At 33.5% G+C, this 15,076-nt stretch carries 20 protein-coding genes and 1 pseudogene; 9 read left to right on the forward strand and 12 right to left on the reverse strand.

Annotation, left to right across the window (positions count from 1 at the left end; all coding sequences use genetic code 11):
• The first annotated feature begins 356 nt into the window (after positions 1-356).
• From QRE67_RS13500 to QRE67_RS13515, 4 genes are read left to right on the forward strand one after another with little or no spacing between them, the layout of a single operon-like run.
• Entirely contained in the window at positions 357-497 is a 141-nt protein-coding gene (locus QRE67_RS13500) for a YrzI family small protein (protein ID WP_286120676.1), read from the forward strand.
• Positions 498-528: 31 nt separating this feature from the next.
• Entirely contained in the window at positions 529-669 is a 141-nt protein-coding gene (locus QRE67_RS13505) for a YrzI family small protein (RefSeq protein ID WP_286120677.1), read from the forward strand.
• Between the two features lie 31 nt (positions 670-700).
• Complete coding sequence (locus QRE67_RS13510; RefSeq protein WP_286120677.1) at positions 701-841, forward strand: YrzI family small protein; 141 nt, start codon at positions 701-703, stop codon at positions 839-841.
• Between the two features lie 31 nt (positions 842-872).
• Positions 873-1,013 (forward strand): YrzI family small protein, encoded by a 141-nt coding sequence (locus QRE67_RS13515; protein WP_286120678.1) that lies wholly within the window; start codon positions 873-875, stop codon positions 1,011-1,013.
• Positions 1,014-1,178: 165 nt separating this feature from the next.
• On the opposite strand, the gene QRE67_RS13520 is transcribed toward QRE67_RS13515, so the two are convergent.
• A complete protein-coding gene (locus QRE67_RS13520; protein ID WP_286120679.1) occupies positions 1,179-2,264 on the reverse strand; it encodes an AI-2E family transporter in 1,086 nt (361 codons plus the stop codon).
• A gap of 149 nt (positions 2,265-2,413) precedes the next feature.
• Here QRE67_RS13520 and QRE67_RS13525 point away from each other — a divergent pair, with 149 nt between their 5' ends.
• Entirely contained in the window at positions 2,414-3,247 is an 834-nt protein-coding gene (locus QRE67_RS13525) for an HNH endonuclease (protein ID WP_286120680.1), read from the forward strand.
• Between the two features lie 317 nt (positions 3,248-3,564).
• On the opposite strand, the gene QRE67_RS13530 is transcribed toward QRE67_RS13525, so the two are convergent.
• The 3 genes from QRE67_RS13530 to QRE67_RS13540 form a co-directional block, all read right to left on the reverse strand.
• On the reverse strand, positions 3,565-3,657 hold the full coding sequence (locus tag QRE67_RS13530) for a putative holin-like toxin (protein ID WP_286120681.1): 93 nt from the start codon (positions 3,655-3,657) through the stop codon (positions 3,565-3,567).
• A 408-nt stretch (positions 3,658-4,065) separates the two neighbouring features.
• Complete coding sequence (locus QRE67_RS13535; protein WP_286120682.1) at positions 4,066-4,878, reverse strand: alpha/beta fold hydrolase; 813 nt, start codon at positions 4,876-4,878, stop codon at positions 4,066-4,068.
• A gap of 109 nt (positions 4,879-4,987) precedes the next feature.
• Positions 4,988-6,127, reverse strand: a complete 1,140-nt coding sequence (locus QRE67_RS13540) for an MGDG synthase family glycosyltransferase (protein WP_286120683.1) — start codon at positions 6,125-6,127, stop codon at positions 4,988-4,990.
• Positions 6,128-6,308: 181 nt separating this feature from the next.
• Here QRE67_RS13540 and QRE67_RS13545 point away from each other — a divergent pair, with 181 nt between their 5' ends.
• A complete protein-coding gene (locus tag QRE67_RS13545; RefSeq protein ID WP_286120684.1) occupies positions 6,309-7,160 on the forward strand; it encodes a metallophosphoesterase in 852 nt (283 codons plus the stop codon).
• 104 nt (positions 7,161-7,264) lie between these two features.
• Here the strand turns inward: QRE67_RS13545 and QRE67_RS13550 are convergent, their stop codons facing one another.
• Complete coding sequence (locus QRE67_RS13550) at positions 7,265-7,864, reverse strand: YkoP family protein (RefSeq protein ID WP_286120685.1); 600 nt, start codon at positions 7,862-7,864, stop codon at positions 7,265-7,267.
• 214 nt (positions 7,865-8,078) lie between these two features.
• Between QRE67_RS13550 and QRE67_RS13555 the strand changes: the two genes are divergently transcribed.
• Positions 8,079-8,390 carry a hypothetical protein gene (locus tag QRE67_RS13555; protein ID WP_286120686.1) on the forward strand — a complete coding sequence of 104 codons (312 nt, stop codon included), beginning with the start codon at positions 8,079-8,081 and terminating at the stop codon, positions 8,388-8,390.
• 180 nt (positions 8,391-8,570) lie between these two features.
• Entirely contained in the window at positions 8,571-8,702 is a 132-nt protein-coding gene (locus QRE67_RS28890) for a four-helix bundle copper-binding protein (protein WP_483298704.1), read from the forward strand.
• A 287-nt stretch (positions 8,703-8,989) separates the two neighbouring features.
• Here QRE67_RS28890 and QRE67_RS13560 read toward each other — a convergent pair whose 3' ends face one another.
• The 7 genes and pseudogenes from QRE67_RS13560 to rluF all read right to left on the reverse strand — a co-directional run bounded on the left by QRE67_RS13560 (position 8,990) and on the right by rluF (position 13,830).
• Entirely contained in the window at positions 8,990-10,063 is a 1,074-nt protein-coding gene (locus QRE67_RS13560; RefSeq protein WP_286120687.1) for a hypothetical protein, read from the reverse strand.
• A gap of 15 nt (positions 10,064-10,078) precedes the next feature.
• Complete coding sequence (locus tag QRE67_RS13565) at positions 10,079-10,552, reverse strand: tetratricopeptide repeat protein (RefSeq protein WP_286120688.1); 474 nt, start codon at positions 10,550-10,552, stop codon at positions 10,079-10,081.
• 108 nt (positions 10,553-10,660) lie between these two features.
• On the reverse strand, positions 10,661-10,939 hold the full coding sequence (locus QRE67_RS13570; RefSeq protein ID WP_286120689.1) for an HAD family hydrolase: 279 nt from the start codon (positions 10,937-10,939) through the stop codon (positions 10,661-10,663).
• Positions 10,896-11,597, reverse strand: a complete 702-nt coding sequence (locus QRE67_RS13575; RefSeq protein ID WP_286120690.1) for a phosphopantothenoylcysteine decarboxylase domain-containing protein — start codon at positions 11,595-11,597, stop codon at positions 10,896-10,898. Before QRE67_RS13575 ends, QRE67_RS13570 begins: the two co-directional genes overlap by 44 nt.
• A gap of 7 nt (positions 11,598-11,604) precedes the next feature.
• Positions 11,605-12,408, reverse strand: a complete 804-nt coding sequence (locus QRE67_RS13580; protein WP_286120691.1) for an AAC(3) family N-acetyltransferase — start codon at positions 12,406-12,408, stop codon at positions 11,605-11,607.
• A 254-nt stretch (positions 12,409-12,662) separates the two neighbouring features.
• Positions 12,663-12,818, reverse strand: a pseudogene (locus QRE67_RS13585) (glutathionylspermidine synthase family protein); the annotation flags it as partial.
• A gap of 304 nt (positions 12,819-13,122) precedes the next feature.
• On the reverse strand, positions 13,123-13,830 hold the full coding sequence (gene rluF / locus QRE67_RS13590) for a 23S rRNA pseudouridine(2604) synthase RluF (protein WP_286120692.1): 708 nt from the start codon (positions 13,828-13,830) through the stop codon (positions 13,123-13,125).
• Positions 13,831-14,350: 520 nt separating this feature from the next.
• Between rluF and QRE67_RS13595 the strand changes: the two genes are divergently transcribed.
• Entirely contained in the window at positions 14,351-14,851 is a 501-nt protein-coding gene (locus tag QRE67_RS13595) for a DinB family protein (RefSeq protein ID WP_286120693.1), read from the forward strand.
• The last annotated feature ends 225 nt before the right edge of the window (positions 14,852-15,076 follow it).

The raw sequence follows: 15,076 nt of genomic DNA on the forward strand, positions 1-15,076 counted from the left end.
TCTGAAAAATGTGCATTTTCATTAAATTTCAAAATTTTCGTTTTTTCCGTTTACAAACATCCAATAATTGTATATACTTACTAACGTAAGAAAAATTTTCTAAAAGGAGGTCGAATAAAATGATGAAATTACATGTTTATGCCGCATCTGTTTTACAAACAAATATATATTCGACCACCCTAATGGAGAATTGAAAATCGTTCGTTATTTTCTTTAACTAACAAATTCGCCACAGGAGGTCGTATACTTTCCTGTGGCTTTTTCACGCCTTGCCATAGGAGAGCTTTATCTTCCTGTGGCTTTTTTGTGCGATTTTTTAGCCTCTTACCATATTTTTTGAAAGGAGCAAATACTCTATGACATTTCATGTATTCTTTTTAACCATTACAGTTCAGAAAAATCGTCTTTCTGAAGCTGACCTGTTACATGAGAAGCAAATCCAGAAAGCTATGGACGAAGTTAAAGATCGTCAAGTTTCTTTCTACAACCATCTATAACAACATTTCTTTACGAAAGGAGTTCCACGCTATGACGTTTCGTGTATTCTTTTTAACCATTACCATTCAGAAAAATCGTCTTTCTGAAGCTGACCTGTTACATGAGAAGCAAATCCAGAAAGCTATGGACGAAGTTAAAGATCGTCAAGTTTCTTTCTACAACCATCTATAACAACATTTCTTTACGAAAGGAGTTCCACGCTATGACGTTTCGTGTATTCTTTTTAACCATTACCATTCAGAAAAATCGTCTTTCTGAAGCTGACCTGTTACATGAGAAGCAAATCCAGAAAGCTATGGACGAAGTTAAAGATCGTCAAGTTTCTTTCTACAACCATCTATAACAACATTTCTTTACGAAAGGAGTTCCGCGCTATGACGTTTCGTGTATTCTTTTTAACCATTACCATTCAGAAAAGTCGTTTATCTGAAGAGGAAATTTTACGTAAGCAGCAATTAAAACAGATTATGGATGAAGTTCAAGATCGTAGAAGTTCTTATTACAATCATCTATAAAAATGAAATTCAAAAATAATGAGAGGAGATGATGACAATGTTTATGTCGCAATGCAAGAAAATGATTTGGATGATAGAGGTAGACTCCACCTAGCTCGATTGCTACAAATAAATACGGGGTCCAACAGTAAAAAAGACCAGCTACAATATGTAACTGGTCTTCCCCTATTTTCGGTTACTTCTTTTTGTTTTAAATAGTCTTACTAAGTTTGAAACAACAGTTTTCGTCACAGCGTAGACTGGAACCGCCAAAATCATTCCGATAATTCCAGCAAAATTACCTACACCTAGAATTAATACAATGATTGTTAAAGGATGTATGTTTAGCTTTGAACTCATTATGCGCGGTGAAATGATGTTACTTTCAAACTGCTGTACAATTGTTACAACAATGATTACCCACAATGCTTGCATTGGGGAAACGAATAATCCGACAATTACAGCCGGCGCTGCACCAATGAAAGGACCTAAGTTCGGGATGATATTTGTAAATGCCGCTATAATACCTAAAATAAAGGCATATGGCACACCAATAATTAAATATCCCACGAATGTAAATGCACCTACAAATAAACAAACAAGAGCTTGCCCTTGAATGTAGGCGGACAATGTTTCATTCGTTTCTTTTAGAATATGAAGTCCTTCTTCACGGTATGATTCTGGTAATAAACTAACAGCTCTTCCTGGAAATGCATGTCCATCTTTAAACATATAAAATAAGATAAACGGTACAGTAAAGACCACTAATGCAACGTTCGTAATAATACCAAATAAAGCCGTTGCACTCGACGTTATTGTATTAGGTATACCTTTTAAATATTCAAGTACATTTTTTTCAATTGTTTCTAACGATACGTAATTTTGTGTAGCCAGCCATTCAAATAGCCTATGATGAGATAAATCTGTTATGTATACTTTTCCTTCTTGAATATATGTTGGCATGTTTTTCACTAAATCCATTAGCTGCTGAGAAACAGTTGGAACGACAACACCAATCGAGACTGCCGTTAAGGTAATGATAAAAACATACAGCAACAAAATCGCTAAATTTCTTGGTACTTTTTTCTTCTCTAAAAACACGAGTACAGGATTAAAAATAAAATACAAAAACAAAGCGATTAATATTGGGAAAAATAAGGTGGAAACAAAAATGCCAATTGGTTGGAATAAGAACGATATTTTTGTGCAAATAAAAATAATCGCTACAATCATTAGCACTTCTAATGTCCAAAAATGAACTTTTGATTTCAAAAAATGGCCTCCTTTAATATAGTGCTTCACTTTATTGTATCAAAACAATAGTGAAATTTACATGCTATTTTTACCTTCAATGTTCCAAAATAGCAATAAATACACTACAATGAGAGTACATACAAATTTGCAGGTAAAAGGTGATAAATATGACGCAATGCATCATTTGCAGAGAAGAAACGAAAGAACTGAGTGAACAGTACGTCATCCCAGAGATTTTATGTGGATATTATTTCACAAATTCAATATGTGACACTTGTCATGAACATCTCACAACAAATGTAGACCGTCCATTAATTCGGCATAAATTAATTCAATACAAAATTGAACAAATGAAACACCAAATTGACTCTCCTCTTCTTTCCAACCTATATGGTCAAGAACTAGCAGCAAACACTGAAGAAGTTGAAAGTAACAATGAAATGCATTATTCTAACTCGCTTATTATGAAACTATGTAAAAAACATGACATTTCACTTCATAATGAAATTTGGAAAGAAGAGCGCGTAACAAAAGTGGCAAGCTCTATTCAACGTGAATTACTATTAGATAACCGCAAATATAAAATGAGCATATTAAAGATGGCTTACGCATTTGCTGTTCATACAATTGACGGTTATTTCGATGATCCAGATGCAATGGAGATTTCAACGATTATATCCAATGCTGACTTCATTGAATTGAAAGATAGAAGTATTGTTCGTGATTTAAGTAAAAGCTCATTGTGGAATACGCTGAATACAAATTGTGATAATCATTATTTTATTTTATTAAGCGATAAAGATGGCTTATTCTGTTTTATTCGTCTTTTTGATATATTCGATATTGTTGTACATCTTTCTAAAAAAACATATCAACTTCCATCTCCGATTGTTGGTGTGAATGATGTAAACAAACAGGAATTTTATATTGAAAATTTAAAACAATATATGGATGATTTATTTAAGCAACCAAGTAAAGACTTGCATTTGAATAAACTATAAATAAAGGAATAACAATGATAATTCCTATTTTAGATCCATTTGGAAACAAGATTATTTTTTACAAACATATACTAAATTGATTAATAACAAACCAAAACAAGAACGTACGGTCTCCTTTCTTGTCTAAAAGAGACTATGTTATAATGAGTATGAAAAGAGCAATACAATCACATAAAACGATAATAAACTGTATATAAATAAAAAGACCAGTGTGCGGCAACACACTAGTCCATGTAACTTAGCAGATTGGATTGTTCATTATCCTATTTGTTTCTTATGAATGAAACAACCCACATTCTATTGGCGTAGGTGGGTTGTTATTTTTTGAGCTTGTCGATTAGCAATACGACAAACGTTAACAGTGCAACGAGAAATAATCCGCCTTGCAAAAGCAACGTAATTTCACTCATATATTATCACCCCCCTTCTACTTAGAGAAGTGATAATTGAACAACCAACCATACCATAAGTTACCTTTTAATTTTACCATATTTTTTAATAGTTGACGATGAAAACCGGCAAGCTCTAAGCTTACCGGTTTGTTGTATGGAACACAATTTCCCCTTACTTTTTCAATTCATAAGCATCCGCTATCATTTCTCCAACAATGGCATTCAATCTCACATTCAAACAATATTGTATATGTTTAAGGTCTTAGTATGAATCGAATTTGATGTTATTCCCCAAATTCAGATTTTTATATCTTCAGACGTCTCAATGACATGACCGATTGTAGATTCTACTCGACCAATTGGATCGTGATTCCGTAATTCTCTAAAATCAAGACCTGTTAAAGTTTCAATTTATTCTCAAGACATCTACTCTTTTACTGATAAAGAAAAAGTTTCTTCCCTATTTATCCCGGTATGGGTAAAAGCAAACTGCTTAATCATTTCATTTAGAGCCTCCGCTGCTTTTGTAGGAATCTGATGCTTTACGTTATCAATAAATTTTAATTCATTACATGGCAATTTTCCATGCAGTAGTTTCGCATGACCATAAAATGATTTATCTTTCTTACCATAAACCAATAAAACCGGAAGCTCAATGTTTCTAAGCTGATTGGTACAATTATAGTGCAAACTATAACGATAATACTGCTCGATATTTTGGGCATTTCCTTTTCTAGCTTCTTTAAACATCTTTCTGAACAATTTATGTGTATTTGAATTTCCCCATGAAATAGACAATGCTAAAAATGAAACTGCCCCTGTTTTCGCAAGTTTCACGCCTAGTGAAATCTTATTCTTTAGATATCCATCCCTCACTTCTGACATTCCCCCGATTAGAATACCCCCTAAGGCACTTTCGGCAAAAGTCAATAAAAATTCTAATGCGACAGAGCTTCCGGTCGAATATCCGCATATGAATGCTTTTTTGACTTCCAAATGATTCAATAAACGTCTAATATCTTCAACAATCAGTGGATAGGTTATCGGTTGTCTTGAATCCTGACTCCTTCCGTGTCCTCTAATATCAAAAGTAATCACTTTAAACTCTTTGGATAATTCTTCTATTTGATACTCAAAATTTACACAAGTGAGTACAGGAGGATGAATAAAAACAATAGGAATTCCTTTTCCCTTAACGGTATAATACAGACTACTACCGTCCACATCCAACATTGGCATGTATGTAATCACCTCAATAATCTGAAATCATTCCTAACTCTTCTTTAAAGAAAAAAGTAGCTCTCAAAAAAATGATACATAGTAAAAATTTGATTTGAGTAGATGGGCGTTATCTATTCGTTATTAATTCCTTTATAATTTGTGAAGGCTCTTTAGTGATAAGCTGTCGATGATATTCTGTTATACGTTCCTGATAACATTGGAGCTGATTTTCGTTTTGAAAAAATGAATATAGTTGCTCTTCAAGTGTTTCTTTTGCATCTTTCCATTTATTTAAATAGAAAATCACACCTAACTTTTTTAGTTGTTGTAAATTAATTTCCTCTTGTCCTGGTAATACATGATAAATAAAAATAGGTTTTCTTTTAAATAGACTTTCACTTATTGTTACTCCTCCAGGTTTTGTAACGATTGCATCTATTTGATCGTAGAGTTTGTTCATTTTTCCCCTACATGTAATATATTTTAAAGGTGTTATGTTATCTCGCTGTAATTGTTGAAGTTTTTGATATAAATCGTCATTTTTCCCGCATAACACATAAAAGTGAACTTTTGTTTCCGTTCCTATTTTGTGAATCAAATCTTCTATTGCTCCAACCCCTAAACTTCCACCAGTAATTAAAACTGACAATGCAGAGGAAGGAAAGTTTACTATCTGCTCTTTATGTTTTTTTATTTTTTTATGAATAGGAATTCCTGTTATAAAAATCTGTTCATTATTTATTCCCTTGTTTTTTAAAAACTCTTTCATATGATGAGACGGTACAAAATGAAAATCAATATGCTCAATACCCCAACAACGATGAATGAAATAGTCTGTATATACATTTATAACTGGTGTTTTTAGTTCACCTTTTTCTTTCAAATAATTCAATATATATGAAGGTAAAGCATGAGTGCAAATGATCAGATCAGGTTGTTTATCTCTTATTAATCTTCTCATGAATGGCACAAACAGAAGTTCATATAATTGATAACGTTTGTTCTCTTCGACATTTCTGTAGACAGAGTTTTGGTATATCCAATTATAAAAGTCAGGGAATGCTTTAATCCATTTTAAATAAACATTTGAAACCAATGCTTCTATTCTTCCGTAACTATACGAGAGAATATCCACTTGATCACATTTTATATTGAATTGATCCTCTTGTATTCCTTCCATTAATGCATGTGCAACTTGATGGTGGCCTGATGGAATTTGCAAAAATGGCAAAAACAAGATGGTCTTTTGTGTTGAATGTTGTTCCATAAATCACCTCTTGAAGTACACTTGACGATGTGTCTTTTCATTAATTTCTGTTATTATGTGGTACTTCTTTTTTTCTATTCTGGCAACTATTTAGAATAAATTACGATGGATTTTGTTCCATAAATTACATACAAAATGAAAGGATTTTTCATGTATAATTTTTATAGAAGGAGTGATATGATTGAAAATTTTATTACTATCCGTTTTATGTATGATTCTCTTCTATATATTCAAAAAAGCTCACAAAAACACGACTGATGTCGTGATAAATAAAGTTCAAATAGATCAAAAGCAAATTCACGGGCATGATCCGGTACTAAATATTCTACACCTTTCCGATATGCATCTCGAAAATATCTCCATTTCCCCAACTCAGCTTTATGAAAAGCTAAAAGATGAATCAATCGATTTGATTGCACTTACTGGAGATTTCCTTGACCGTAAACGTACAATTTCTAAACTTTCTCCATATTTAGAGGTATTAAATCAATTACATGCAAAGCATGGCATATACGCTGTTTTCGGTAACCATGATTATGTGTTACGTGAAAAGGACTTACAAAAATTAAAAGCAACACTTGAACAATATGGCTGCAAGGTCATGCAGAATGAAAACCATGTTATTTATGTTCAAAATAAACGTGTAAATATTATTGGTGTTGATGATTTTAGTACGAAACGCAGTAATTTAACAGCTTCTTATAGAGAAATTAAACCAGGAACAAATTTAGTTTTAACTCATGATCCGAATATTGTGCTCCATATGAAAGAATATCATTTTGACTATTTACTAGCTGGTCATTTCCATGGTGGGCAAATTTGTTATCCAAAAGCCTATCACCTTGCGAAAATGGGTAAGCTTGCAAGAATGAATATTATAAAAGGACTTCATATGCAAGAGGGAAAACCCTTTTATATTAGTGAAGGGCTAGGTCAAACAGGAGTAAATATTCGAGTTGGAAGCCGACCAGAAATTACATTGCATCAACTATCAATATCAACAGTTGAAAATAAAGAACTACCCGCAGTATAAGATGTAAAGGCTGTTAACGGACCTAGTTAACAGCCTTTATATTTTACTGTCAAATTATTTTTAATGTAGTATCTAAAATTGCATTGACTGTTTAACAAAAGTAATTAACATTTTCTTTTAGCAACTTCATCTTGAGCTCCATGATTATATATTTTCAATAAATTTTCCTTAGACATAAATAAATATTTTGGTGAGGAAGATATATTGTTCTTCATTACTTTAAAAATTGGATCACCATTAGATAATAAACATATTGGTATAAATGCTAACCATTTAAACAATTTATAAAAAGGGCTAGAAATAGAAACAAATTCAAAACCTAATCGGTCAGCTCCTCTGTTTAACATTGAAATCCCAATTATCCCTTTAATTTCATCTGCCCTAGAATGATTTTGAATATATGATCCAAGACTGGGCAAAGACTTTTTGACATGTTGATAAATGAATCGTGCTTTTGTAATATCATTTTTAATGTACTTCATATCATTGATTAAACGAATATTATGTAAATGAATTTTAACCAAGATATCATTCTTATTGATCTGTGTACCATCAGAAAGAGTAATATGTCTCCCCTTGTAACGAGTGAGCCTTACACGAAAAATATTTTCTTTGTGAGTTTCGTTATGAATATAAGTTAAGCGAGTGAATTTATAATATATTGGATCAAAAAAATTCCAAATCGTTAGTACATAACTTTTCATTTTATTTTCATTTCCCTTTTTGAATGTTTGATAAAACTATTTTGCATATTTTTAATAAAAAATATTTAGGAAATCTTAGGTCTTTTAGTAAAAAGAATGAAGAATTATTAGTATAAGTTGGCATCATAAATTTCTATAAAATATTGCAATATAAATCATGTGAAATTGAACTTAGTGGTTCTTTTTCCTAATTATTTTTTACAGGGGGCAAAAAATGAATATTCTTAACTTCTTGATGTCATTATTCAATTCTGGAAGAAGAACTCAGCAAATGTTTAAATTGTTTAGAAATAGACGGAGTAATAATAGAGGTTGGGTTTGGGTTTCTTTACTAGGATTAGGAACAGTTTTTAGTGTAGTAGCAACGCGTAATTCAAATATGATGAGACCTATCCAACGTTTGTTCCAAGGTGTTCAAAATACGACAAGCACATTTATTCCATCCAAAGTAAACCTGGCAAATATGGAGTTTGCTAATGAAATTACTCCTAACAGTCAAAAGAAACAAGGTAATCAAAACCAATAACTATCGCGAATAATAAAAAACTCATCTTCTAGTCACGAGTTTTTTATTATTCTTAATAACTCTATAGCTGCGTCAAATAGGTTTTCCCCTCTTTTGTTATAACTTCAACTTCACTTCGTTGTTGATAACCAAATAACACAGCTTGTTCTGCACGATGCCAATAGATTGAATTAAATCCAAATATTACGAGATTGTGCAGATATCTGTGGATTAACTGCGAAATACATTGTTCGAAGAAGCTACTTTGCTAAACATTTTGTGAGATTATGTACAATGATTTGTCAAACCTGTGGTCATAAGTGTTTAAAATAAGAAAAAGAGTGTTCAATATTTGCAATGTAACGAAATGTAGTAAGTTTTTAAAAAATATGTATTGTATATTCCAATAACCTCTTGGAATAAATAAAAGGAACGCTGAAAAGGAATCCTCCATGTAAGGATTTCTTTTCAGCGTTCTTATTTGAGGTATACCCGTTGTCATTTTCATTATATGATGTGTATGAAAAAGTATGTTAATTTTATCCCGCATTAACGGGCAGTAATCTCCCCCACTGATTAAAGTTTCACTTTATCCATATCGTAGGACAACTTATTCATTGCTATTGAGTTGGTTCACTCATGCTTTTATCTAATTTCTCGACAATCATTTCATAAAACTTTCTATCCTCATCCACATTCAAATGAATACGATTAACCGTCTTTGAAAAACCATATAATAAGTTTGCTTTTAATGGTTCTTTTAGCTTTATTTCAAATGTCGCTGGTTCTTTTATAAATTCTGTTAATGTTGCTTCTAGTACTTCATTCTCTTCTTTTCCCTTTATTACATCACCTTTGTAATACGTTATTTCTTCTATTTGTTCAAATGGAACAGTTATCTTCTTTGCTAACCCAACTTGTATCACTACTTCTTTCTTTGTGATCATATACGGATTTAAACGAATGGCTTGTATTTCAGCTAAAAAGTAAAGGAATCCGTATACATTCAAAACAAGTAACACCCAAGCGAAAACTGGATTCCATTGATGAAGCAAATAATGAAAGCCAATGGTTTCAATGAGCATCGCGTGCATAAGCATAATATAGAAAGCAATTGCACCTGTTTTTTTATGATAAGAAAAAACATGATCACTTTCAGATACCTTCGTTCGCCATGAAAATAAAGCGTAATATAGTAATTTACATTCTGATACAATTACATTTACAGCTGTATTCCTTTTTAAAGTGGCATCAAATGCTTTATCTATCGCATAAGAGAAGGATGGATAGTCTAGTTTATATTGCTTATACATACGAATAATTCTTGGTAATTTTCTAGCAATTTTATACAGAATAAAAATCTCTAAAGCTAAAAATGCGATTTCACCAGCAATTAGTATATAAGAAACAAACGAAAACGCCTGCAAATATTCACTTGGAATAACAAACCTTGCCGCAATATATCCTGCTATGACAACTGGAAATATATATGTTAGGGAGTATCGCTTACGTATGATAAAGAAATACGTAATTACCGGAATCACAATAATAAAATCTAACAAAGAACCAAGTGCTACTTCTTTCGGTGCTGGGGGCATAACTGGAAGTGCATAAGCGAGATAGTTAGATACCACAATTAAAGCCGTTAACACACTCCACATTGTCCATCTTTTTCTTGAAATTGATTCACTCATATAATCCCACCCTATTTATTTAAATGTTTTATTTAAATGATCTTTATAAAATAAAATTGCTCTCTCGTACTCTTTCACAGTTTCTAATTTCACAGCCGTATCAATTAATAATTTCATTGCTTCTTCATACTCTTTCACATTATATTTCGCTAACGATAAAAAGACTTTCATGGCATCATCGTCTGGAAAACGCTGCAAACCAGCTTCCAGCGTTATAATCGATTTATTGTATTCGCCAATGCAGCGATATGTACTTCCTAATCCAATATATGCTCCGCGTAAGTCTTCCCCAGCAAGCCCATTCACAATTGCTTGCTCATAATAAGGAGCCGCTTCGGTTTCAAGTCCCATCGCATCATGTGTCCATGCACATTGATATAGTACTTCTGCATCTTTAGTAAGATTTAGTAGTTCAATTAGTATATTTCTAGATTCTTCATACTTCTTTTCATTCCGGAGATCGATGGCTTGCTGTAGTAACTGTTTCATTTACGTCACCCCTTACTTGTTCCAAAATATTAGCTACACCGTCATCATCATTACTGTTCGTTACATAGCATGCTATTTCTTACAATTCTGAGATTGCATTTCCCATTGCTATTGGATGCCACATTCTTTAAATAAGCCAATATCATTCCAGTCATCTCCAAATACCATTACTTCTCTTGCATGTATATCATGTTGTTTACACCAATTTAACACCGCTCGCTCTTTCGCAACATCTTTATCCATGATTTGAACAAGTTGATTTTGATCCGTACTTATAATATTTACTTTTTGTTGAAATTCTTCTTTCAAATTTTCATAGTACGGAAACGAAGGTAATAATAGTTTAGAAACAGATAGTTTTTGTGTTACATAAATGTTCCAGTCCACTTACAATCACTTTCGCTGTTTCATCTTTCCCTTCACATAATTGAACTTCTCCATCACGTCCTATAACATGATGAATCGCGGCATGGGAATATAAAGAATGAGAAGAATTTGCTATCATGATGTCAGCCTTTGCACTTCCCATTCTCTCTTTTGCTCGATGAATTAACTCTTCTTCACTGATATCACTTTCAAGTTTGAATCCGACTAAAACAATTTCCGGATCCCATTCTTTAATTTGCTTTAACACTTTTGGTGCTTTTTGAAAATGAATAATTGGAGCTATATCACTAGAAATTTTCCCATTCTTATCAAGCACATTTCCATCTTGATCACTTATTTTATCAACAATCCAATCGGAACCAGCTGCCGCCATAATAACTGCATCGATTTTCTCATGTGTAATGATACTTTTCATTTTATCTTGTAAATCAATGATCCCTTCAAATGGATGTAATTCTAACTGTGTTCCGTAAGTACTTGGCTTTTCAGCGAAATAACCGTGCAAATAAATTACATGTGCCCCTTTAGCCATAGCCTCTTCAGCAAGAATTCTTCCAATTGTACCTTTTGCTAAATTTGTATGCCCGCGTACTTGATCCCATTTTTCTAAACAGCCACCACTTGTAATCAAAATCTTTTTCCCCTTCATCATTACCATCCCTTACTTATTTTTTCGAATGAAACCATTGCACCCCAAAGTCAACAGCTTCGCGTTGTTTCATTAATCTACATGTTGCTTTTCCAATCTTTCCAAATGTTACTGCTCCAGTTCGATCAAATTCTTTTCCAATCTCTTCAAATTCATCTGAATCATAACCCATTTCATCGAATTCCTTCCATACCCGAACCCCATTTTCCATAATTGGTGCTCCTGCTTTCACAAATTCACGTGCTTGCGTGCGCATTTCAGATAAATGTAGGGATGTGTTCGAATCATGTCCTACACCAATCAATAGGACAAATCCATCCAGATCATATATTTTTTTTAGTGGTGAATTTTCTCCTAAGCTCATCGAAAGCGCATGCTCTTTTGTAATACTTTCAGCATGCTTTCCCCAAGCAGCAAAACTATTTAATGGATGATTGCTTCTCTTTACATTTGGGTATGTACGAAAACACTCGACAATCTGTCCCATGCCACGTGTCGGTGTTACATTCGGATCAAAAGCTGGAACGTGATCTCGAATCATTTGCCACCAATTTTCTGGAACAGCTGGTCTTGACCAATCTTTCGGATCTGATAAATCAGACGTTTGCGTTGGCATAATGATTGTACCTTCTTCAGTAATCACATTCATTAATGCATCTACCACTGCAACGGCACCGCCTGATACCCACCCGAGTGAACTAAGAGATGAATGAATGATCACTGTCATGCCTTTTTCTATACCTGATGCTTTTAAATCATTTGTAATTGTTTCAACTGTATTTGGTAATTGCGTTGCTGCTACTATATCGTTTATTTTCATGTTTAATCCTCCGTCAATTCTATCTACCATATCGCGAAATCGTTTTTTAAAACTTCACTTAATATATTATCATATTTTTCTTAATTTTTATTATAATGATAAAGTGAAACTTTTCTCAGTGGGGGTTTTCTTCATTCCCCCACTGAGAATTAGCCCTCACCAATCGGGCTTTTACGGGCAGTTCCCCCCCACCTATCTTCTTTGTTTCTCTCTAAATCTTGAGGCAGGGGGTCTTACTGCCCGTTAATGCGGGATCAATTTCCAGTGATCATTTCTCCAAATCTTGAAAACACCCTAGCTGCTTTGTCATCAATGCAGTGTGATCCAATCCATAATTCACCAGAATACGGGCCGTCCCACGTATCAATTGTATAATTTGGCATTTTTACATATTGTTGATACATTTCCCGCTACTCAAAGTAGCTCACCATTTCGATGAATAGATTTATACAAAAACGCCATTCTTTCTGCATATTTCTACAAAAAGAATAGCGTTTTTTCATTGTCTGGATACAAACTCCTCTCAACTTGATGGCGATATCCTTTAGACTTCTACAATACTTTAACGCTCTATCCGAAAGAAGTCTCCTTCCTCAAGCGTGTGAAGGTGCAACAGCGCCAATGGTAGGTAGGAGTAGTTCACTACACAGAACCTAATAAAAAAATAGAGGGTAAACCAAAACAGTGTTAACGTTTCGGATCATCCTCTATTTTTTACCATTCCTTTGGTTCGTAGTTTAAATCTGCGAATAATCGATTTTTTTCTTTCTTTGTTAAATCTCTCCATTGTCCAACAGGTAGATTGTTCAAATGAATATTCATGATTCGAGTTCGCTTCAGTCTGTAAACTTCGTATCCTAATGCTTCACACATACGGCGAATTTGACGATTTAACCCTTGTGTTAAAATAATTTGGAATTCAAATTTTGATAGCTGCGTTATCTCACAAGGAAGTGTTTTTGTCCCTAAAATTTTAACTCCCTCTGCCATTTGTTTTAAAAATTCAGGAGTAATAGGCTTGTCTACTGAGACAATATATTCTTTCTCATGTTTATTTTCAGCTCGTAAAATTTCATTTATAATATCTCCATCATTTGTAAGGAGTATCAAGCCATCTGAATCTTTATCAAGTCGTCCTACATGATGGATGCGTAAAGGATGATTAACTAAATCGATAATGTTACCCTTAACCTTCTTTTCACTTGTACTCGTAATGCCAACTGGTTTGTTTAAAGCAATATAAACGTTGTTTCGAGCAAGCCTAATTTGATCTCCATTTACTCGCACATCGTCTCCCTGTTGAACTTGGCTACCTATTTTTGCAACAGAACCGTTAATAGTTACTCTACCTTCATCAATTAACTTATCTGCTCCACGCCTAGATGCTTTTCCAGATTCACTAATATATTTATTAATTCGCAAGTTAGCCACATCCTTTTCTCTAGAATTTTCATGCTCACGCAACTCCTACCTTATCATAACAAAAAGGTAAACTTCCTAATATAACGTAAATATATTAACATGAAAGGGCGTCTGACGTCTTCTTTTAATTTAATAATTCTCTCCAGAATATACGTTCTCGCTTGTTTCTAGTATTACCATACATGATATTCCATAAAAAGAAAATTAAAAATCGTGCTAGACACGACCAACATTCATTCCCTCCCTACCACTTGGGCTATGGCCTGCACATGCTTGAGGAAGGGAACTTCTGTTAGAGTACTGTTAAAGATGAAAAATTCAAAACAATTACAAATAATCTCTCGCTCTTGAACATACTGATACTTTTACCCTAAACAAGGTAAATGAAATTTAGTCGAAATTCGTAAAAGTACACCTTTTTATTACTTTTGACTTTACATTTTTTCAATATGGATATCATATATATGGAATAATATACAATACTGGAAAAAGACGTGCGATCTATAAAGGGGTGTATATAGTGCATCAAAACGAATATGAATGGGTCAGACAGACTCGAGGAGTACTTCTTGACTTTTGTAGTGAACTAGAACCAAATGACTTTACTCGCCAAATGGACGGATTTGGTTGGCACAGTATGCGAGACACACTGGTACACATAGCAGACTGTTATAACGCTTGGCTTGGCTCATTTGTTTTATTAAAAACGAAGAAGCCACTCACTTCAAAGGAAGACCTGCTGCAACTTGGTTTGGACGAAATAAAAATACGCTTTGAACATGTAGATTCTTTGGTAAATGAGGTATTTGAAGTATTTGAAGTATTCGCACATCACATGGGTGAACCGATTCAGAGGGAAATTCCTTGGAGAAAAGAAAGTGAAATGTTATCGATTACACCTAGTAAATTGCTCATGCATGCGATCACTCACGAATTCCATCATAAGGGACAGATTGTAGCTATAGTACGCCAGATGGGTTATGAACCTCCAAATACAGATGTGTTAGGAACTAGAGAGTAGAGAGGATACCCATCTTGAAACATTCTGAAAAGCATCCCGCCTTTACCACCTGTATGCGCTTGAAGCTCAGGAGTTAATTCTTTAAAGCTTTTTACCGTTTTTTCACGAACTCCGTATTCTCTTTTCGTAGCCTCATAACGATTTCTTATATAGGTATTTTTCTAATAGATTTAAATAGTAATAATCCATTTCCACTACCATATTCTCTAAATGAAGTTCATCGTT

The sequence above is a fragment of the Bacillus sp. DX3.1 genome, assembly GCF_030292155.1.
Classification (GTDB): Bacteria; Bacillota; Bacilli; order Bacillales; family Bacillaceae_G; genus Bacillus_A.

Bases quoted from the DNA above. Each gene is read 5' to 3' on its own strand.
- QRE67_RS13500 (WP_286120676.1), top strand. From the start codon at position 357: ATGACATTTCATGTATTCTTTTTAACCATTACAGTTCAGAAAAATCGT.
- QRE67_RS13505 (WP_286120677.1), top strand. From the start codon at position 529: ATGACGTTTCGTGTATTCTTTTTAACCATTACCATTCAGAAAAATCGT.
- QRE67_RS13510 (WP_286120677.1), top strand. From the start codon at position 701: ATGACGTTTCGTGTATTCTTTTTAACCATTACCATTCAGAAAAATCGT.
- QRE67_RS13515 (WP_286120678.1), top strand. From the start codon at position 873: ATGACGTTTCGTGTATTCTTTTTAACCATTACCATTCAGAAAAGTCGT.
- QRE67_RS13525 (WP_286120680.1), top strand. From the start codon at position 2,414: ATGACGCAATGCATCATTTGCAGAGAAGAAACGAAAGAACTGAGTGAA.
- QRE67_RS13530 (WP_286120681.1), bottom strand. From the start codon at position 3,657: ATGAGTGAAATTACGTTGCTTTTGCAAGGCGGATTATTTCTCGTTGCA.
- QRE67_RS13535 (WP_286120682.1), bottom strand. From the start codon at position 4,878: ATGCCAATGTTGGATGTGGACGGTAGTAGTCTGTATTATACCGTTAAG.
- QRE67_RS13540 (WP_286120683.1), bottom strand. From the start codon at position 6,127: ATGGAACAACATTCAACACAAAAGACCATCTTGTTTTTGCCATTTTTG.
- QRE67_RS13550 (WP_286120685.1), bottom strand. From the start codon at position 7,864: ATGAAAAGTTATGTACTAACGATTTGGAATTTTTTTGATCCAATATAT.
- QRE67_RS13555 (WP_286120686.1), top strand. From the start codon at position 8,079: ATGAATATTCTTAACTTCTTGATGTCATTATTCAATTCTGGAAGAAGA.
- QRE67_RS13560 (WP_286120687.1), bottom strand. From the start codon at position 10,063: ATGAGTGAATCAATTTCAAGAAAAAGATGGACAATGTGGAGTGTGTTA.
- QRE67_RS13565 (WP_286120688.1), bottom strand. From the start codon at position 10,552: ATGAAACAGTTACTACAGCAAGCCATCGATCTCCGGAATGAAAAGAAG.
- QRE67_RS13575 (WP_286120690.1), bottom strand. From the start codon at position 11,597: ATGGTAATGATGAAGGGGAAAAAGATTTTGATTACAAGTGGTGGCTGT.
- QRE67_RS13580 (WP_286120691.1), bottom strand. From the start codon at position 12,408: ATGAAAATAAACGATATAGTAGCAGCAACGCAATTACCAAATACAGTT.